Annotated in this window: 18 protein-coding genes; 2 read left to right on the forward strand and 16 right to left on the reverse strand. The window is 57.1% G+C overall.

Features of this window, described 5'->3' with window-relative positions; translation table 11 throughout:
- Window positions 1–85: 85 nt before the first annotated feature.
- The 3 genes from QFZ94_RS06885 to QFZ94_RS06895 form a co-directional block, all read right to left on the reverse strand.
- Window positions 86–1,651, reverse strand: a complete 1,566-nt coding sequence (locus QFZ94_RS06885; RefSeq protein WP_429455985.1) for a methyl-accepting chemotaxis protein — start codon at window positions 1,649–1,651, stop codon at window positions 86–88.
- 344 nt (window positions 1,652–1,995) lie between these two features.
- A complete protein-coding gene (locus QFZ94_RS06890) occupies window positions 1,996–2,535 on the reverse strand; it encodes a MarR family winged helix-turn-helix transcriptional regulator (RefSeq protein WP_429455986.1) in 540 nt (179 codons plus the stop codon).
- A gap of 326 nt (window positions 2,536–2,861) precedes the next feature.
- On the reverse strand, window positions 2,862–4,049 hold the full coding sequence (locus QFZ94_RS06895; protein WP_429455987.1) for a porin: 1,188 nt from the start codon (window positions 4,047–4,049) through the stop codon (window positions 2,862–2,864).
- 634 nt (window positions 4,050–4,683) lie between these two features.
- Here QFZ94_RS06895 and QFZ94_RS06900 point away from each other — a divergent pair.
- Window positions 4,684–5,724 carry a Bug family tripartite tricarboxylate transporter substrate binding protein gene (locus QFZ94_RS06900; RefSeq protein ID WP_429455988.1) on the forward strand — a complete coding sequence of 347 codons (1,041 nt, stop codon included), beginning with the start codon at window positions 4,684–4,686 and terminating at the stop codon, window positions 5,722–5,724.
- A gap of 438 nt (window positions 5,725–6,162) precedes the next feature.
- Here the strand turns inward: QFZ94_RS06900 and QFZ94_RS06905 are convergent, their stop codons facing one another.
- From QFZ94_RS06905 to QFZ94_RS06925, 5 genes are all read right to left on the reverse strand, one after another.
- On the reverse strand, window positions 6,163–7,518 hold the full coding sequence (locus QFZ94_RS06905) for an MFS transporter (RefSeq protein WP_429455989.1): 1,356 nt from the start codon (window positions 7,516–7,518) through the stop codon (window positions 6,163–6,165).
- A 95-nt stretch (window positions 7,519–7,613) separates the two neighbouring features.
- Complete coding sequence (gene dctP, locus QFZ94_RS06910; protein ID WP_429455990.1) at window positions 7,614–8,594, reverse strand: TRAP transporter substrate-binding protein DctP; 981 nt, start codon at window positions 8,592–8,594, stop codon at window positions 7,614–7,616.
- 167 nt (window positions 8,595–8,761) lie between these two features.
- On the reverse strand, window positions 8,762–9,283 hold the full coding sequence (locus tag QFZ94_RS06915) for a DoxX family membrane protein (protein WP_368585486.1): 522 nt from the start codon (window positions 9,281–9,283) through the stop codon (window positions 8,762–8,764).
- A gap of 24 nt (window positions 9,284–9,307) precedes the next feature.
- On the reverse strand, window positions 9,308–9,811 hold the full coding sequence (locus QFZ94_RS06920) for a hypothetical protein (protein WP_429455991.1): 504 nt from the start codon (window positions 9,809–9,811) through the stop codon (window positions 9,308–9,310).
- Window positions 9,812–10,282: 471 nt separating this feature from the next.
- Window positions 10,283–10,546 (reverse strand): DUF4148 domain-containing protein, encoded by a 264-nt coding sequence (locus QFZ94_RS06925; protein WP_368585484.1) that lies wholly within the window; start codon window positions 10,544–10,546, stop codon window positions 10,283–10,285.
- A gap of 424 nt (window positions 10,547–10,970) precedes the next feature.
- Here QFZ94_RS06925 and QFZ94_RS06930 point away from each other — a divergent pair, with 424 nt between their 5' ends.
- Window positions 10,971–12,347 carry a porin gene (locus tag QFZ94_RS06930; protein ID WP_429455992.1) on the forward strand — a complete coding sequence of 459 codons (1,377 nt, stop codon included), beginning with the start codon at window positions 10,971–10,973 and terminating at the stop codon, window positions 12,345–12,347.
- Between the two features lie 511 nt (window positions 12,348–12,858).
- Here QFZ94_RS06930 and QFZ94_RS06935 read toward each other — a convergent pair.
- From QFZ94_RS06935 to QFZ94_RS06970, 8 genes are all read right to left on the reverse strand, one after another.
- Window positions 12,859–13,047, reverse strand: coding sequence for a hypothetical protein (locus QFZ94_RS06935; RefSeq protein ID WP_368585482.1), 189 nt, complete (start codon window positions 13,045–13,047; stop codon window positions 12,859–12,861).
- Window positions 13,048–13,059: 12 nt separating this feature from the next.
- Window positions 13,060–13,596: a hypothetical protein gene (locus QFZ94_RS06940; protein WP_246391931.1), complete on the reverse strand. Its 537-nt coding sequence runs from the start codon at window positions 13,594–13,596 to the stop codon at window positions 13,060–13,062.
- 119 nt (window positions 13,597–13,715) lie between these two features.
- Complete coding sequence (locus QFZ94_RS06945) at window positions 13,716–13,910, reverse strand: hypothetical protein (RefSeq protein WP_087738133.1); 195 nt, start codon at window positions 13,908–13,910, stop codon at window positions 13,716–13,718.
- Window positions 13,907–14,422 (reverse strand): hypothetical protein, encoded by a 516-nt coding sequence (locus QFZ94_RS06950; RefSeq protein ID WP_429455994.1) that lies wholly within the window; start codon window positions 14,420–14,422, stop codon window positions 13,907–13,909. Before QFZ94_RS06950 ends, QFZ94_RS06945 begins: the two co-directional genes overlap by 4 nt.
- Before the next feature lie 67 nt (window positions 14,423–14,489).
- Window positions 14,490–15,662 carry a mandelate racemase/muconate lactonizing enzyme family protein gene (locus QFZ94_RS06955; RefSeq protein ID WP_429455995.1) on the reverse strand — a complete coding sequence of 391 codons (1,173 nt, stop codon included), beginning with the start codon at window positions 15,660–15,662 and terminating at the stop codon, window positions 14,490–14,492.
- A gap of 69 nt (window positions 15,663–15,731) precedes the next feature.
- Window positions 15,732–17,072 (reverse strand): MFS transporter, encoded by a 1,341-nt coding sequence (locus QFZ94_RS06960; RefSeq protein WP_429455996.1) that lies wholly within the window; start codon window positions 17,070–17,072, stop codon window positions 15,732–15,734.
- A 38-nt stretch (window positions 17,073–17,110) separates the two neighbouring features.
- Window positions 17,111–18,691, reverse strand: coding sequence for an FAD-dependent oxidoreductase (locus QFZ94_RS06965; protein ID WP_429455997.1), 1,581 nt, complete (start codon window positions 18,689–18,691; stop codon window positions 17,111–17,113).
- Between the two features lie 35 nt (window positions 18,692–18,726).
- Entirely contained in the window at window positions 18,727–19,785 is a 1,059-nt protein-coding gene (locus tag QFZ94_RS06970) for a Rieske 2Fe-2S domain-containing protein (RefSeq protein WP_429455998.1), read from the reverse strand.
- Window positions 19,786–19,935: the final 150 nt, after the last annotated feature.

A 19,935-nucleotide genomic window follows, 5' to 3' on the forward strand; every position in this document is an offset into this window, starting at 1 on the left:
ATTAGAAATTTTGCCATCGGCCTGTTACTCACTCAGTGAAAGGCATTGTGAGGAGCCAACCGCGTGGGTGTCCGAAGACCGTCAATCAAATGGCGCGTGCGATCTTGAAGTTGGTAACCAGTGACTGCAGGCGTTCAGCTTCCGCATGAACGCCACGGGCAGCCGCCGCGGCCTCTTCGACCAAGGCTGCGTTGTGCTGGGTCACCGTGTCGATTTCGCCGATCGCCTTGTTTATCTCCATGATGCCCCGGTGGCCGTCATCGGATGCATGGGTGATCTCCTCCATCAGAGTCGATACGTGGGCGAACTCATTCACCACCTCGTTGATTTTGGACCCGGCATCGTTTACCAGCTGAGATCCCTGGTCAACGCGGGTGACCGAATTGCTGACCAATTCCTTGATTTCCTTGGCGGCCGTTGCCGAGCGTTGAGCCAGCGTGCGGACCTCCTGGGCAACGACGGCGAAGCCACGACCTTCGTTGCCAGCACGTGCGGCTTCAACCGCCGCGTTAAGAGCCAGAATATTGGTCTGAAAGGCGATACCCTCGATAGTCGCAATGATGTCGGCGACTTTTCTGGATTGGTCAGCAATGCCTGTCATGGTGGTCACGACCACTTTCATGACCTCTCCGCCGCCGTTTGCCAGATCAGAGGTAGTCTGCGCGAGTTTGAGGCCCTGTCTGGCATTCGCCGCGTTGTTCTCCACGGTCGCCGTCAACTGCTGGATCGAAGCTACCGTCTGCTCCAGGGACGCCGCCTGTTCCTCGGTGCGCTGGCTCAGGTTCTCGTTACCTGCCGCGATTTCCGATGCGCCGGTCAATACGGCCTCACTACCGGAGCGGACCTGCTTCACGATATCCACGAGACTCTCATTCATGCTGCGCAGTGCACGCATCAATTGGCCGAGTTCAGTATCGGAATGCACCCTGACTTGCGACGTCAAATCCCCCGACGCAACGGCCTCGGCAATTCTTACGGCGTCGTTTAACGGGAACACGATTGACGTGGCAACCGTGTTGCAGACATATACCGTCGCAATGATAGCGATACAGATCACTGCGAAGGTCAGCATAAGGGCCATGTCATAGTCATGAATGGCCTTTTCCGCAGCCTCATCCGCATTCCTCTGGATGAAGTCCATATGGGCGCTGAGCGTGTTCTCCGTGGACTTGAAGACATCGAAGATCTTGGTGTTGGCGAGCACTCGCGCGGTTGCAAGATCCGGATTCTCAGTCATTGCGAGAGTGTAGAGTTCTTTGTTGATCACCGCATAGGCAGCAATTGCTTTCTTATCGTTCTCGAAATACTGACGATCCTCGCCCGGCAGCGCATTCTTCTCATAGTGATTGACACCATTTCTCAGTTGATCCAAGGCTTGGGTCCGGATCGCCGCATTGGTATCTTTGGCCTGTTTGGAATCAGACAAGACCAGACCGAGCGTGGCGCGACGATCCGTACTGAGGGCCAGACGAAGATCAGCAATCGTTTTGATTGACTCCATCCAATTCTGTTTGATGTCCAGAAGATGCGATTCAATCCGATGCGCCTGGAACAGCGCAAATCCCGCAGCACTGCATAACAGCAGGATAACGATTGCGAAGCTAACAAACAGCCGGTTGCGTACTTTGAGATTGCGAAGAAGCATTAGCATGTTTTTTTGCCTACATTGATTGTATACCGTTGGATTTCGGCATAAATCCCCTGCGTATGGATAGGGGGCAAGCATGATTGTGAATTCCGGTCCGATGTGTTAGTGCCGGGCTCGCGAGATTCATCGATGTCTAACGCGAAATCAACGCAGCACGGGGCGCCAACAATGGTCTCTGTTCTCGGCTCTTTCCTGCTCCTGGATGCGGCCTCCGGATAGCCGCATCGACAGCGACGCTCATCGAGCGCACGCGGGAGACGTTGACGTCGATAAGGACGTAGGCAAGAACGCGCGGAACTAGATAGTGCGCCGGCCACGTCGCGCTGCAAAGGAGGGAACGGTGTCGTTCACGCCGGTGCGCCAATGGCGCCGAAGGACCTCGGGCTGACCGTCGAGGCAACTGCCGAGACATCGGCTGGCCCATGAGCTGCCGAATTAGCGAGTAGGCGCTTGAGCAACACCATGAAAATATCCGCTTCGTCCTCGGTTAAGAGGCTAATCAATTTCTGGTCGGTTGCCCCGAGAAACGCTGTGATCTTCGCGGCCATGGCCACTCCGCTTTCCGTAAGCTGAACGCACCAGCAGCGGCAGTCGTCTGGATGCCGGGATCTCATTACAATTCCAGCGTCGATGAGACGCGGAATGAGTCGGGATAGCGACCCCATGTCGTAATTCAGCCTGCGGGCGAGTTGAACCTGCGTCATGAAATTCCGCCCAGCGAGGCATACAATGACCTTAGCCTGTGCGGATGAAATCCCAAGCGATGACTTCAGATGTCGATCAGCAGACTCCGAGATCGACTTGTCGACTTCGACAATATGGGTTAGCCAATTTAAAGCTCGGGCTTCAACTGCTTGGCTTAGGGGTAGGTCGTCCTCGCCCTTCATGTCTGCCGCTCCTTCAAATGTGATCGGAACCAGAAGCCGAGTTTGCGCCTATACGTCGGAACACCACCTCGTACTATGGTTGATCAGTCGGTTCTGCGCGCAACCACGTGTCAGGTGCGCTGAATTGCTCTCAGCTGGAGGGGCGAACCTTGCCGACTTCGTTTTTGCTTCCCTCAGATAATTCTAAATTGTATACTATCATAGTAGACGAAAAGAACCTCGTGGTACTCTCTGCGCTCGATCGGGGTGAGTTTGCTATTACATACCCGTCAAGATCACGGCAGCGATGACGAAAACTTTTCACCGCCGCCGTTCTCAATGCAGCATCAGAATCGATGCATCATGCCAAGCTGAAAAACTGACTGGATATTGCCGTTTGCCACGATGTTCCCAATTTCGGCAGCATATGCGCCATTGGTGCGTTGAAATACACCGGCGGCATACAGCGAGGTGCGTCTCGACAACGTGTATGTCAACTGCAATGCGGCCTGGTTGATCGTCACGTTCTTCAGCAACTCGTTACCATTTTCGTAGGTGTAGGCGCCGCCGAGGTTCCAGGCCGGCGAGAAGTCATACCCGACGCCACCCGCAAGCGCGTAAATCCTCGCACCCGTATGGGTATTGCGCGCCTGGCTGTACAACCCCGAGACCGTGAAATGGGCGTACTTCGTCCTTGCGCCGGCGAGCAGGTTGGCGATGCCACTATGCCCGTTGTTGACCGGCGCGTAGTTCTGCTCGGTGTAAACAACGGCAGCACGCGTTTCCCCATTCCTGTAATTGATTGCGGCGCTCTTTCCGGCCCCGTTGTTGAAGTCCCCCGCCGTGCCGCCGAAGCTATACATCAAGCCAACCGACAGCCCGGCATACTCCTCCGAAACGACCTTGACGGCATTCGACATCCGTTTGCCGCCGACACGGTCCCAGTTGATGGCCGCTAACCCAGTAATCTGACCGTTCCTTGTGATAGGTGCGAACGGCCCGCCTGGGACGGCACCAGCAATCTGGGCCGGACCCGAAACGCCGAGCAGATCGGCACCGAAGCTGCCGGTGCGGAAGTTCAGCATACCGCCAGCGATGCCAGTTGCGGGATCGATACCGCCGATCAGGTAGTAGTCGAAGGCGAAGTCGTTCTGCCGCCCGAGGCGGAAGCTGCCAATCCCCGTTTGACTGAGTCCGACCCACGACGAGTTCTCGAACATCGCACCGCGCGACTGCGGATCAAGCCCCCCTGTGCTCAGGCTGATCATCGAGTCGAGGCTGAAGTTTGCGCGCAGGCCGCCCCCCATGTCCTCGCTCCCGCGGAAGAAGAACTTTGTGGGGAAAATAGCGGAATCCTGCATTTGAAAAAAACGTGACCCACCGGAATCACGATAGGTAGCGACCCCTTCGTCAAGGAATCCGCCAAGCATCACGCTACTTTGCGCATGCGCGGCCGTAATGCTGATGCAAACCGATGCGCATGCCAACGGTATCGCGGTCCATCGGTGTTTCCTCCCGGCCCCCTGATGATTCATACATTCTCCTGATTGTTATTTGTGGTCTTTGAAACTGACTGGCGGTGAATCGTTTCGCTGGTCGCTTGTCCTCCTGAAGTTGTGCAGCATCCAATGCGGGCGTCGGGATCGCCGTTGAACACCCGAAGCAACTCATGAATCGTGCGAGCCATGACCGGTGCGAGCCGTGCGGCGGCACCGGCCGAATAGAGAGGGGAGCCGGTCTCAGCGTGACGAATGGCCGAGCTCGTCACGTTGGCGATCAGGGTGTTGCGTTGTTGCCGGCGAATCGATTGACCAGATCGGGCGCTGCCCCCCGGCAGCACATTTGCCGTGAACTGCTTGGCGGCCCAAAAGTTCGCGCAGGGCGCGTCAGCAACACCCCATTGGATCCGAGATGCGTGACAAGCCCCAACCGGATTCTCTCCGCACCCCGAGGTAATCGCGCACCAACTAGAATTCGTTATCATCAGTCAAAATAGTATTTACGACAGCCTACGATGTCAACGAACCATGCTCCGGTAAAAACCCTGGGCTTCCCCCGGTCGCGTCGCAATTGGTTGGGGCAATACGGAATCCGCGGGGGCGGCGTGGTGGCGATCAACCGTCGCTGCGCTCGCACTCGTGCCGAACCGTACGCGTTTGCCCTGGTACAATGGTAGTCTTTTTTGAATACAAAATTGCGACCATCCCATCTCTAACCCCAACACACAGGAGACGTTACTTGAACACGAATCGAAAGATCTTCGGTGCCGCACTCGCTTTCGCCGCGGTCGCCGGTATAACGATGTCGAGTTGTGGCTTCGCGGCACAGACGTCACCCGCCAAAGCTTCGGTCGCCAAAGCACCGGCGAAGTCGGCGCCGGTCAAGCTGATCGCTGCCGGACCGAACCAGAATTCAGACATGGTTGCCCGCGCACTGGCGCCCGCGTTGAGCAAGGCGCTGGGCACCGAGGTTGTCGTCGAAATTCAGGCGGACGCAGCCGCTTTGTCGGCAGCAAAAGCAGCGCCCGCTGACGGGCTGACGCTTCTCGTCGGCGATACCGAGCAAGTGGACGCCGCACGCCAGGATTTGACTCCGGTGGCACAAGTCACCGGTCACGCGGGTCTGGTTTTGGTCGCGGGCAACGGCGCCGGTTTGAGCGGCACCGACATCAAGGACTACGCCGATCTGATTAGCCGTCTGAAGGACAATCCGAACTGCTACATGTTTGGATCGACAGGCACCACGTCGCGTGAATATCTGGCGATGGTGGCGTTCCAGAAGCGTGCGGGCGTCAAAATGATTCATACCGCCTACAAGAGCGACGCTGACCAGATTTCAGCGCTCTTGAGCGGCAAAGTGCAAATGGTTGAAATTCCGTACGAAATGGCGGTGCCGCAGATCAAGGCAGGCAAGATGCGTGTGCTCGCGGTCTTGGGTTCGCGCCGTATTCCCGAGATTCAGAATGTTCCCGCGCTCGGCGAAATGTTCCCAGGCTTCGATTTCGCGTCGCATACAGGTGTGTTGGCACCGAAGGATCTACCGGCGCCGGTCCGCGATAAGATCGCGGACGCCGTGAAGATCGCAGTGCAGGACCCGAACGTCCAGAAAGCGCTGAACGTCAACGGTCACCAGGCTGCTTATCTCGCATCCGCCGACTATGCGAAGGTTATCGCCACTGATCACGACAGGCTGAGTCAGCCTGCGAAGTAACTCAGTTCGTTGCATGGGTAACGACAGGGGCTCGATGTTCTGAAAAGGCATCGAGCTTTTTTTTCTGTCGCGCATCCATCTCTTGTCGCAACTGGAGGCTACCGGAATTCTCCACTCAGTGCCTTCGTCACGTTAGAGCGACTGGCGACGGCTCGAACTGCACGCCACTCTATTCGACGTTGAATGTACCTCTCGCGCTGCCGAACCGTCCAATCGTGTTGATCACGCACGAGCGTCAACCTTACGCGTTCGTGAGTTTCCGTGCGCTTCGTCTCGCGGCGTCGCCTGCAGCTCAGTTGCTTGATCGGCCAAGCGCCGGTCGTAAAATTCCGCATCGAAGGCACCGAAGTGATCCGCCAGGTCTCGACCGTAGTCGCTCGAGCCCGGATGTGTATTGGCGTGTGACTTAAAGGAATAGCTCATATCGTTTATCGTAATCTAGCGCAGTTCCTGGCCTTCCTCCTTGGGAAGACCGGCGAATGCCACGACCGACAGCAGGGTAAAGGCCCCGACAACGAAAAATGTCATCGGGAAATCGTCGATTACCAGATGATCCGCGCTGTGCCCATGAACCTGTGCGGTGATCGTCAGGCATGATGCGCAGACTGCGACGCCAAAGCTAATCGAGGTCTGCTGCATCATTGTCGAAAGTGCCGTGGCCTTACTCATCAAAGTATCAGGGATGCCGGAATAGCCAACCGTATTCATAGTTATCATCCCCAGAGAATTAACGATCCCCGCTACGAAAAGGACGAAGCACATGAGCCCAACCGACGTCGTCGGTCCGAACAATCCATAGCAAGCGAATGTCGCGCCCGTCATCGCAGCGCCCAACATCATGATCGGCCTGAATCCGAACTTCCTTATTGCACGATCCATGATTGGACGGACACCGAATGCGCCGACAGACAGCCAGGCGCTCATCAAGCCAGATTGAATGGGGGTCAATCCCAAGCCGACTTGCAACAGGAGCGGTACGAAGATTGGAGCCGAGCCGACCGCGAGTCTAAGCGGAATGCCGCCGATCGTCGTGATGCTAAACGCTTTATATCCAAAAATCTTGAGAGGGATAATGACATCGAAACGTCCACGGCTATAGAGCCCGTATACGATCATTGCCAGTACCCCAATAGCCGTGATTCCAATCGTTACGCTCATAGGGACGAAATTCCGGCCAACGGTTTCCAGACCACATACGATGCCGGAAAGCCCTATCGCCATCAGAATGAATCCCGTCATGTCGAACGGCCCAGACTTTTCCGAGCGCGAATCCGGCACAAATTTCAACGACAGCAGGATGCCCAACACACCGAATGGAATGTTGAGCAGAAAGATCCATCGCCAGGAGCCCATCGTGACGATCAGCCCACCCAGAAGTGGCCCGATCACACGCCCAATGGTCCCCGGTACTGTAAACCACACCATCGCTGCGACCAGCTGCGTTGCCGGAATACTTCGCAGCAGAATCAGGCGCCCTACAGGCACCATCATGGCGCCGCCGAGGCCTTGCAAGACCCGGAACAGAACGATTTCAGTGATCGAGGTGGCCGCGCCGCATAGCGCGGATGCCAGTGAGAAGATCGCGACTGCCGAACAGAATACGCGCCGCGTCCCGAATCTATCGGTGAGCCACCCGCTTGCCGGGAGAAACAGTGCGAGGCTCAACAGGTACGCGGTTATGGCGAAGTTGAGATGAAGTATCTCGACATTCAGGGAAGTGGCAATCGACTGGAGAGCCGTGCCCAATATCGAGGTATCGAGACTCTGCAAAAACATCGGTACCGCGACGATCATCGGGATCAGTCGCGTACGCCTGGATGCAGAGCGAGACTCCTGGGCGGAGTCTCGCACATCCCCAATAGTTATATTTTTCTCAAGCACCGGATTGTCTAGCGTTTCGCTATTTGACGTCGATACATATCGACGATTATGGGATCGTAGTTGCGGAAGAATTGCTGTCTGACGGGGTCTGTCAGGGTGTCCAGCTTTTCTATTTCATCGCTCGCGACTGTATAGACCGTCATACCGCGACGCTCAAGCTCTGCACGATCGGCTTTCGCCTGTTCTCGAATCAGGTCGCGCTCAAAGCGCCCTGCTTCTATCGCAGCGTGTTGTAAAACATGTCGATCCTGAACTGTCAACTTCCGCCAGACCGCCGAATTGGCAATGACAGCAATGGCGCTATATGAGTGATTCGTGATCGAGACGGCCGATTGAACATCATAAAGGCGCCCGGCCAGGATTTGCGAATAGAAGTTATCCTCTGCAACGATGCGTCCACTCTTCAACGCTCCGTATAGCTCAGAATACGGAAGTCCCACGACGTCAGCGCCCAAGACCTTGAACGTCTCAACGAACGCGGGTTCCGGGATCACACGAACCGGCCGGTTCGCCAGATCGAGCGCCTGCCGGAACGGCTGGCCCGACGTCGTGATCTGTCGGAAGCCGTTCTCCCACCAGGCGAGACCCGTGAGGCCGTGGCTCTCTAGGCGCGACAACAGAGCTTGTCCGAACGGACCATCGAGCAGCGCCTGCGCCTGACGTTCGCTGCGGACAACAAACGGCAGATCCATGATTTCGAATTCGGGCACGAGGTGACGCAATGCCGGCGTCACCAGCAGCATCAAATCCGGGGCACCCGGGCCACCTGCCTGCAATGTCTTGATCTGCTCGCCCGGCGAACCCTGAACTGTATCCGCGCTCACGCTCACGGCCAGACGACCGTGCGACTCCCGGTTCACGATATCCGCGAACCTGGCCATGCCACGCATTGTCGGCTGGTCCGGCGACATATGCGATCGATACTCTATGATCGTGAGCGTTTGAACAGGCTGCCCATGCGCGATCAACGGCTGCGCGATCAACAGCATGCCAAATATCGCACCGCTAATATCGCCACAAACTCGGCTCAATGACCAACCCGATTTAAGACGCGAAAATCTTTTCGTCATGATTTAGGAAATATCGCCAAATACTTAAACAAAAAAAGCTACGTTACCGAAGCAACGTAGCCAAATCCCTCATTTCACATCCGAAATCAGATCAAATCAACCGCGTCCGACTTGAAAATTTTGGGCAGCTTCTTCCAGTCGCTGATGCGGCCGATCGTCGTTTTGAACGTCATCATCGGCAGGTAATACTTGATGTACCAGACCATCAGAATCAGGTTCATGTACAGGCAACCAACGCCCATGTACGGCGTGAACATCTTGTCGAAGCGATGGTTCAACACGATCGCGTTGTACCAGACGACGAACGACACCGGCAGAAGCATAAGCAGGCCGACCGGGACGAAGATACCGAGAATGAGCGAAAGGCCACCCAGAATTTCGCACGTCTTCACGATATGGAAGAAATGCGTGTGAACCATCGTGACCAGCAGCTCGTTCGACGCGGGCAGCGTGCCGAACGGTTGCGGGAAGATCGGCGACATGCCGAGAGCCGTACGCCAGTAGCTGGTACCGCTGACGACCATCCAGCCGCCAAGATACAGCCGGCAGAACGTCAGGATGACTTTGCCGATGAGTTGCGGCATCGTTTTGCGATCATCGTTGTCCATAGTGTGCTTTCGTCCTTTGCCGTTTTAGTTCGCAGCCTGCACCGGCGCAGCCTTCTGTTGCGTAATGCGGTCATGGCGAATGATCCAGCCAGACCCGCTGATCTCGTAGACATCGACAACGTCTTGCGCCGGTTGGCCACGGGTGGCGCCGATCGTCTGATAGACCGCGACGTCCATGCCCTGGACGATGATCTTCTTCACCTCGTGGGGAATGGGTTCGCCATCCTGATGATCGATCGTGTTCGGCGCGTTATCGACAGCCTTTTCCGAGAAATAAGTCTTGTAGGCCTCGGCTCCCTTGCCCTCCGTATAAGCCAGGTCCATGAACTCCTGAACAATGTCATGCGGCAGTTTGCCGGTGCCTGCATGCCAGTGCCAACGCGGATCCGAATGCAGACCGTGAGCGATCTGCGCGATGAACAGGAAGCCCACGATTGCCGTGACCACGCGTCCAGTCATGCTGTCCATCCACACGTTGACACGCGTGGCGTTACCCCCCGAGGAGAGAACCCCTTGGTTATTCGACATCCTGCCTCCTTGAAAGCATTGTGAAGAGTGAAACGCTTCGACTTGAGATGGTTAGGACCTGCGTTTTTGGATTTAATTTAGCCTACTTAATCGTATAGGCCAAAAGATCGCGTGTAAACGTCGGGGTTTCCCTATTTCCGTTGTTGGCGGATAGGTGCTATTTGATGTATGCGGCATTTCGTTCGCGCGGAGCGTAATGCACGGGAAGCGAAGGCGCCGGCGGGCGGCGAGGTCGGATTTGGCGCTGACGAGTGCGCCAACTGTGAGTCGGTCGGAGACGACGAACCTGTACGCCGCGATACTTGACGCGGCATGGTGGCGGAAGCCTGCCATGCTCCGCCTTCCGTACTGACTGAGTCCTCACCCGGATGGGTGGACAGGAAGATTCAATCCGCGAGCGAACACGATCCCCCACCGGCATTGGCCCTTGCAGCGCCGACGCCGGATGATTGGGGTGATTCGGTTATGTTACTACTGGGCCATCTGACCAGCTGGAGTGCCGGCCGCCGCACGCCATTGCGCCACGATCGCGCCCGCGCGGATCGCGCTATCGGGGTAGTCGAACCAGTCGTCGGACTGATCGTAGCCCGCCTTCCGCCATTCGATCAGGTCGGCGCGCACCGCGGCTCGGGTGAGCGGCATCGTCGAATCGTACGGTTGGGCCAGCGCCTCAACAGACGCGAAGCAGCACGCCGCGGCAAGAACGCCGAGCGCTACACGCGGAAAGGGGTTCATGGCAACACCTTTCTTATCGGGGTTATCGCTGATAAGTATAAGCGCTGTCTTGACAAACGAAAGGCAAATCGAAACATATTCACTTCTCGCGTAGTGCACAAACCAGGGGCGAGAAATATGGTGCGGTAAGTGGCGGACCAACGGATCACTAATTGCGTATCGTTCGGCGCTGTCCTGTCAGCGGAGGAATTTCGAGGACAGGGCCGCAGCCGGAACGAGGCGTTCGATGGAGCTCGCGAAATCGAGGCGCGCCGCAAGTGTCGATAGAATGCCCGCCGGAAGCTTCTGGCTGCGAGCGCCTTCTGCCCCGCCGAAATGACCTTCGCCCGCGGCCACTCATCATGCCGGCCTCAGTCGCCTGCAACCAACCAGTTGCGCAGCGTTTGCGTCGACATGCCAAGTTTTCCGCCCACGGCGCTCACGCGTGACAGCAGGTATTTCGGTCAACCAATGGTGCTTTATCTTTTCTTTTGAAGAATCGCTCTGCACCACCGCTTTTTCCTTTGCAATCCCAAGCAATGACGATGAAGTAAAAATAACGAGCCTCAGCTGTCATCCAGGGAATACCCTCGAACACAACATTTTTGAAATTCTCTATCAGCCATATGCAACATCGTATATTATTTTGCATGCGTGCCGTTGTGCATCGCTTTGCCGTTGCGCAACGTCGGCCACTCTACAAATTAACATCGACATGTGGGAGACACTGGAATTGCGTAAACTGCTCGTTAGCTGCGCCGTTGCGGCAGCAATCGCGCCTGTGATGGCACAGGCACAGACCAGCGTGACGCTGTATGGCGTTGCCGATGCATTCGTCGGCTACTTCGGAAACTCGGAAGGTCAACACGTCGTCAGCATGAACAGCGGCGGGGCCGGTGGGTCGCGTTGGGGCATTCGCGCGAAGGAAGATCTGGGCGGCGGTCTGTCTGCGATCGCCGTGCTCGAAAGCGGCTTCAACATCAACAACGGCACGTCCGGCCAGAGTGGTCGTTTGTTCGGCCGTCGCGCCTTCGTCGGCATCGACAGCCGCGACTTCGGCCAGATCATTGCAGGCCGCCTGCAAACAGCCGGCTACGAATGGGGCGGTACCTTCGACCCGATGCTGCTGGCAGCAGCATCGCCGCTCGGCTCGATTGGCGGCGAAGAACCGCGTCCGTGGATTTTCAACATGCTGCAAGATCCGGCTCGCCAGGACAATACGATCCAGTATTCGTCGCCGACGTGGAGGGGTCTGAATGGCACCGCAGCGTATTCGTGGGGCAACAATCAAGGTCTGCAGAACGCGACGCACTACCAACTCGCGACTCTTACCTACGCCAACGGCCCGTTGCTCACGAGCTACGGCTTCGGCCACAGCCTGCAACCGTCAGCGACCATTGCACGCAATACGTACGAACACGTCTTGGGTGTGAAATATGACTTCAACTTCGTCGCGCTCTACGGTACGTACCAAGTGCGTCTGAATGATCCGGGCCAGACCGATAAGGGCTGGCAAGCCGGTGTCACGATTCCGACCGGCCCATTCGGCACCATTCGCGCTTCTTACGGCGGACTGAGCGACCAGAACATTACCTATGCCAGCACAAACGGTCCGGTAACTGGCAATTGGGCGATTCGATCGGCTGCTGTCGGTTACACGTACCAACTCTCGAAGGCGACAATGCTGTACGGCTTCTTCAAGAAGCTCTGGAACAGCGGGATCGCGCACCAAACGATCTACCCGCCCGGTGGTCTCGGTGCCCCGACCGGCTACCACGCCAATGTCACGGCAATCGGCCTGGGTTTGGCAACGCGCTTCTAAGCCCTCCTACTCCTGTGAAAAAGCCCGCTTCTAGCGGGCTTTTTTTATTCATAGCCCTCCGCTTACCAAAACGTCGATGACCGTCCCGCTTATACGCTCCCGCTCATCGATCAACACCTGCATGATCTGTTCTCGGTCGCGTCGGACCAGCGCCGTCGTCAGCCTGCGCTCGAACTTAGCCTACTAATCCTCTGCAGGCAGGCATCTTTCTGTCGCCAGTGGCAGGTACTTCTCCATCCGTTCAAACAGACGGAGTGCCTCTCTCTAAGGACTTTCAAACGCACTGGAGAACCAAGCGAGATTGGGATATCTGTCGCAGCTCATTGCTCGACAGATCAGAGACGAACCGCCTGCGACTTGGGTCATGCGTACTCGCGCCCTGCGCCACCATCAGATCGATCCTGCTGAACCCAACTCAGATGGACACGCCAAGCCGTATATAAACAAAAAAAGTCCAGAGAGAAAATTCTCCCTGGACTTCCTTGAATCTAGAACCGCGGTGACCGAAGCCTTATGCTTCGCCCTTGACCTTGTCGCGCACGAGCACGAAGATGAAGAGCAGCCAGGAGACGCCGAGGCCGAAGTAGTCGAAATTACGCAGCGGACGGTACTCCGTCCAGCCCCAACCCGTCGAGCCGTCGACGGCCGCCAGCGTCAGTGCGATACAGATGGCGATTGCGATCCAGGTATTCTTTTTCATCGCGTGTGCTCCTTAAGCCAATTCTTTTTTCCGCTGTTCGAAGGCGGGTACATTTTGCTGCTGTTCGACGGCGGGTACACCCACCAGGCTCCCACCTTTGCCCTTCAGGCTGAAACCCTTCCAGCCGTCCCACAGCCACATCGGGTTGAGCGTCGGACGGAAGCAAACCGCCATGTAGCCGCTGTACGCGAGCAGCAGAATGCCGTTCATCAGGAGTTCTTGCGGACCCGAGAACAGTTGACGCGGCGTCGCCGAGATAAACGTGTTCAGCCAGAAAATCGTGACCGTCGTCGGCATCTCGAGAATCAGTGTCAGGAACACGAAACGGTTCATCAGCAGCAGTGCCCCGTAAACCGCTTCCATGTACTTAACCCAGTGATACATACCGATCGCATCGGCTCCCGCCACATACTGGCCGGCGAGACCTGGAATCATTGGCACATAGCCGTCGATCACGAATCGGATACCTGAGAAGAAAAGGTGGGCGCCGAAATACAGACGCAACCACGTGATTACATACTTCCACGGGGAAGAATTCGCGCTATTCATGGGAAGGGTATTTCCGTAAAGGTTCTTGCAGTACAACGTTGAAATATGGTGCCGCGGAAATTGCAATACGACAGGATATCTCAAAGGTGATGGAAACTTCCCATCACCTAAGAGCCGTTTTAAACGATGCCTTTACGGCGATCGCGAATCAGTACAGTAATGACGCAGATCCACGGAATTGCCAGACCAAACATGTCACGCGCGCGCAGAGGACGATATTCCGTGTAACCCAATCCCGTCGATCCGAAGAAGACCCAGCACGTCATGACCAGACACAGGGCGAGACCGATATAAAGGTTCCGGTTGCTCTTCATTGCAGTTCTCCCGATCCGACGATATCACTGCTCGGTTCAGATGTTTTCTTGAACTTGAGAGACTCTTTCCAGACATCGACCTTGAACCCTTCCCATAATGCCAGAGGCGTGAGTTTTGGCTTAAATACCGAAGCCGTGTAGCCGCTGTAGGCCAAAATCAATAGACCATTCATCAGCAGTTGATTCGGGCCCGAGAACAATTGACGCGGAGTCGCAACGATGAAGGTATTGATCCAGAAAATCGAAACCGAAGTCGGGAACTCGAAAATCGCAGCGAGCAGCACGAAACGGTTGCTCAGCATCAGGATACCGAGCACGCATTCCATATACTTGACGACCGGGAACATGTGAATCGCATCCAGCGCTTGCACGTATGCACCTCCGGTGCCCGGAATGAATGGAACCCATCCGGTGGAGATATAACGGAAACCCGACCACAGCAAATCGGCTCCGAAATATATCCTGAGCCAAAGGACAGCGTACTTCCACGGCGGCGAATTAATACCTTGCATCAGATGTCTCCGTTGTTGGCTTTAGTTTCGCAACGCGGCGGAATCGAGTCAGCCGCTGAATGCCCGTTTACACCTGAACGACCCGATGGGCTGCGCCCGGCGTGATGATTTTGTTCAGTAGCTTTTCATCGACCTCGAATCCGAAGCCCGGGCCTTCGCTCGGATATGCGCGACCCTGAGCAAACCGCTGACCGCCGATTGCCAGATCTTCGCCCGCCGGAATCTCGTCGCTGTTGAATACCGAATGCACCGCCAGCGGCCCCATGCTTTCGCTCATGAACTGGCACGCCCACTGATCCGAGACCATCAAATGCGTGCTTGGTCCCGACTCGATACCGCCGCCAATCAAGGTGGAGCAGAACACGGGGATGTCGTAGATCCGGCATGCGGCCAGGAATCGTTGTGCCTTCAGCAGACCGCCCACTTTTTGAATCTTCAGAATCACGCCGTCAGCCGAGCGGCGTTCGGCGATCTCGCGCAGGTCGCCGAGTTCCTGCGCGCCCTCGTCCGCGTAAATCGGTGTGTTCACGCGCTCGCGGAGTTTGGACATGCTGTCGCGGTACTGATGCGCGAGCGGCTGCTCCATAAACGCGAGGTTGTATTCGTCCAGACGACGCACCGTTTTCAGGGCCTGCTCGTAATTCCACGACCCATTTGCGTCCAGCGTGATCATCGCGTCCGGGCCGAGTGCCTTGCGCACTTCACGGGCCGTCGCCACATCGTTGTCGAACGTATGGCGTCCAACCTTGAGTTTGAAGGCCGAGAAACCTGCCTCCCGAACCTGGACCGCTGCCTCTGCCACTTTTTCCGGATCGCCGGCCGAGAGAACCCAACCCAACGGTACCGACTCGCGAGTGCGGCCACCCAGAAGATCGTAAACCGGCCGACCGAGTGCCTTCCCCTTCAGGTCGTGCAACGCGCAATCGACGAGCGCTTTCGCCTGATTATTGTCGCGTGCGAGCTGACCCATCATGCCGACGATTTTTTCGATATTGCACGGATCTTCGCCGAGCAGGATTCGCGGAGCGAAAATATCGGAAATCATCGCCGCCATCGAGGCCTGGCTTTCGCCGCGATACCACGACGAAGTGTCGCCAGATTCAGCGACGCCCACCAAACCGTTATCGGCGTAAATACGCACCACGAGCGTATTCAGACAGGTGATCGTGACGTTCGGAAGCTTCAGTGGCTTCTTAAGCGGCATTGAAACCGGAACGCACTCAACGCGGGTAATTTTCACTGGATTGACCCTGTAGGAACTCGAGAGAGGAGTGCCCACACCGCACACTCCTGAATCAGATATCAGATATCAGCTATTCGCCGCCGCACGGCGCAGCGCACCACAGACACGGATCAACAGAATGACTGCCACTGCAACCGAGATCACATAGCAAATGACGAAGGAAGCGCCGAGTGCATTCGGACCCGAGAACAGTTTGGCAACGAGCGCAACGACGGTGGGCCCGAGTGCCAGACCGAGCAGGTTCGTGATCAGGTAGTAGACCGCCGTCAGTTTGCCCATCATGTTGCCCGGCGTGAAGTTGGCCATCGTTGCGCCGCCAGCTACCGCGAACATCGAGAACATGAACGTCTGCACGAAATAAGCGATCAGGCCGACATTCATCGAGTGGATCAGCGGGAAGCATGCGGTGACGATTGCAGCGATAGCCGTCGTGACAGCGGCGACGCGAACCGGTGCGTCGATCATGCCGCGTTCACGCAACCAGTCAGCGATACGACCCAGGATCAACAGGCCAGCAGGCGACGCCAACAGTGCCACACCCCCCAACGCCTTACCGATCTCCGGACGCGGGATATTCAGCGTGCGCGCGATGATTTCCGGCAGCCAGGCCATTTGCGAACCAACCGCAATGCCGTACAAGCAGATTGCAACCCAGAGTTGAACGTAGACGGCCTTGTTGGCCCACGCGAAACAAAGCGCTTCACGATACGTGACTCCACTGCCTGCGTTGACGTCGCGGCGTGCCGGCTCACGTACGAGCCACAGAAGCACGGCGAACGGAATGCCGATAAGTCCGGGCACCAGCAGCACGAAATGCCATGGTTTGAGGCCGCCAACCAGCGGCAGGCCCGCAAATGCACCCGCCGATGCGGCTTTCAGCAGAAAGCCGCCGAGCCCGAGAGCCAGACCGGTGCCGAGAAGCGGTCCGATGTTGTAAATGCCGAACGCGAGGCTGCGGCGTTGCGGCGGAAACGCATCGCGAATCATTGACGCGGCGCCAGGCGACAGCGCGGCCTCGCCAACACCGAGACCCACGCGCGTCACGAACAACTGGACATATGTCTGACTCAAACCGCACAGAACCTGGACGGCGGACCATGCCATGATCGCGCCACCGAGCAGGCGCCGGCGCTCGTACTTGTCGACCAGCGCACCCATGGGAATGCCAAGCACGCTGTACAGCAGCATGAATGAGAGCCCGAGAAGCCAACTGACTTCGAGGTCGGAAATTCCGAGGTCTTCCTTGATCGGTCCGACGACGAGGGAAATCGCACCCCGATCGATGAAGGAGATCACGTAGGTCGCCGTCAAAATGACGAGCATCCACCATGCTCCCTTCGACGTTTTCGAATCCGAAGCGGCTTCGGCGGGTGCGAACGTCGCTCGCACCTGTGCGGTCTCACTCATTGTTCTCTGTCTCCTGGTTTAGTTTTCCGTGCAATCAATCAGCGAATCTTCCGATCCTCGCTATCGGAAAGTGCGGTCTTCGCCGCTGTCATGCCTGATACGATGAACTCCGCAATATCGCCCATCGAGTTGTAAAACGGGCCCCACAAAGATCCGCACTCCCCAACTGCATAGAGACCGGGAATCGGCTTGTCCTGATGATCGAGAACACGTTGCCCCGCATCATGTTTCGGTCCACCATGGGTATTGAGGTACGTCGGCAGCATGGGTCCGATCGCGTAGTAGGGTCCCTCGTCGTTGAGCGGCACCAGGAACGTCTCACGTCCGAACTCGGGATCCGCATTCAGACGGCACTGCTCGTTATAGCGCTCGACGGTCTCACGAAGTGCGTGGGGATCGAGGTGACCTGCCTTGGTCACGCCGGGGATTTCCGGCCATTGGCACTTCAACGCCAGTTCTTCGAGCGTATCGGCCTTGGTGATCAGACCTTCTTCGAGTTCCTTGAGGTTGTCCTGGCTCCACGGCGGCACGCGCGAATTCAGCGTGGTCATCGCCGCGCCTCCGGCCCGAACCTTTTCGTCGAAGATGTGGAATGCCGGCACGTTGGTGAATTCCGGAATGCCCGGCGTCGTTGCCAGCCACGCGTCGCGATTCGCCAACCCGTGTTGAACGACCGACGTGTCGATCGTTTCGTTGTGGAAGCGCTTCGCCTGCCGGTTCACCCACAGCAGACTGCCGCCGTCCTTGAACGCGCCCGACTTGTAACCGAAGCCTGCAACCTTGTTAAGGTCGTAGGTGACGTAAACGTAGCCTTCCTTAGTCTTGATGCCCATGTTGAGCGGGCCTGCCACGGCGTTCATGTGCCACAGCTGGGCACCGACTTCCTGCGCCATGCGGATGCCGTCGCCGGTCAGATTCGGGCTACCCAGGAAATAGATCGGGCATGCGGTGAGGAACTGCTTGCACATGGCCTCGTTCGCTTCGAAGCCACCGCTGGCCAGCACCGTCGCCTTGCGACCGCGAATCGTGATCGTCGTGCCATCTTCGCGCTCGGCTTCGACACCGAGAATCGCGCGCGTCACCGGATGCTGAATCAGACGCGTGACCCGCGTGCTGTACTTGACACGCGCACCCGCCTTCTCTGCTTGAGCCGAGATCGCGTTATAGAGACCTGCACCGCCCGGTGCGGCCACGACGCTCATGCCCTTGATGCTCTCGGCACCCGGAGCGCCCGCGAACTCGGGAAAGAAACCCGGGGCCGAGAACGGCTGCGGGTTGTCTTTGAGCGGCAATTCCAGTTTGTGCTGGAACGCGGGTATGTCTTTGAGACTTGCAACGAAATGACGAAGAACGCTCTCCTCGGTCTGGCCTGCACACAACCAGTTCAGATACTTGAAAGACTCTTCTTCATCGACGGAGGTCATGATCAGACCACCCGCCACACAGACCGAGTTGCCGCCCCCCTGCGCACCCTTTTCGAGGATGAGCACGTCAGCGCCCTGTTCGGCGGCAGCGAACGCGAACGTTGCGCCCGCACCGCCATAGCCGACCACGACCATATCGGCCTGTTCATCCCATCGGGGCTCGGTCCAGTTCACTTCCATCTTTTCGTTATCCATCGTTTCTCTAAACATACCGGCGCGGGTTGAGCTACTTAGGCTGCAGGAGCTGCTGCCTGCTCGGCTTCTTCCTTCGTGCGAAGGCCGTCATAGATCTCGTTGTAACGCAGCACCGGCTGATCCATCGCCAGCATGATCATCTTGCGGCCCGGCACCTTCTTGATCATTGCCTGCTGCGCTTGGATGATTGCCTTGTCTTCGGCGAATGCTGCGTCCGCGATTCCGAATGCGTGTTCCTTCAGATCGGCGTGCCCATGATCCGGACCGAAGTTGTAGAAGAACATCGATTGCGTATCGTTGATCGGCGTAATCATCTGGCACGTGCAGCGACGGAAGATTGGTTCCTCGTTCGGCTTGCCGTCGACGAATCGATCTTGAACGCCCGGTGCGAAGGAGTTGATCTTCAGAATGAAGACGCCCGGCACGAGGAAGGTGCTGACCACGTTATCGTCGGAAGGCAGATCGAAATACGGGTTCGTCGGACGGCCCATGTGCCAACGGTCGGCGACCACGCCACGTTCGAGAACCGTCGTGCCGCGCTTGGTCTCGCCGTCCTTCTGGACCTTCAGCGACACCTTGTTGTTCGCACCGAACGTCGATTCGTGAATGAACGGTGCGTGCGACAGATCGAGCAGGTTGTCGGCCACGAGTTCGGCGTTGCCGTTCATCACGAACTTCGAGCAAACCATCGCGTACGTGTCGCTGTCCGGACCTTCGATCGGCGGAATCAGCGCGACGTCGGCCTTTGCCGGGTCGCCCATCCAGACCCACGCGGCACCGTGCTTTTCTTCGATCGGATAGCTGCGCACGCAGACCTTCGACGAGATGCGCTCCTGGCCCGGGATTTCGGTGCAGCGACCATCGGCAGCGAACTTGAGGCCGTGATACATGCAGCGCAGTTCGTCGCCTTCCTTGCGGCCAACCGTGAGCGGCGCCAATCGATGCGGGCACAGGTCTTCCAGAGCGACGAGGGTGCCGTCGTCCTTGCGATAGAGCGCCAGCGGCTCGTCCATCACGGTGAACGGGACGATGTCGGTAGCCGAGAACTCGCTCGACCAGCCAACCATGTACCAACAATTCCGAAGGAATTTCATTTGATGTCTCCTCAGAGAGAATCGAGAACGGACAAATCGAGCGTATTGCCTGACCCGTGCGGTACAGCCGACCAAAGTTGCCTCGGATCGGACCCACCGCGCTCGACCGCCGAAAGTATTCAATTCGGTATTCTTTATCTTATCTTGTAG

The organism is Paraburkholderia sp. JPY465 (assembly GCF_050436725.1).
GTDB classification, from domain to species: Bacteria; Pseudomonadota; Gammaproteobacteria; order Burkholderiales; family Burkholderiaceae; genus Paraburkholderia; species Paraburkholderia youngii.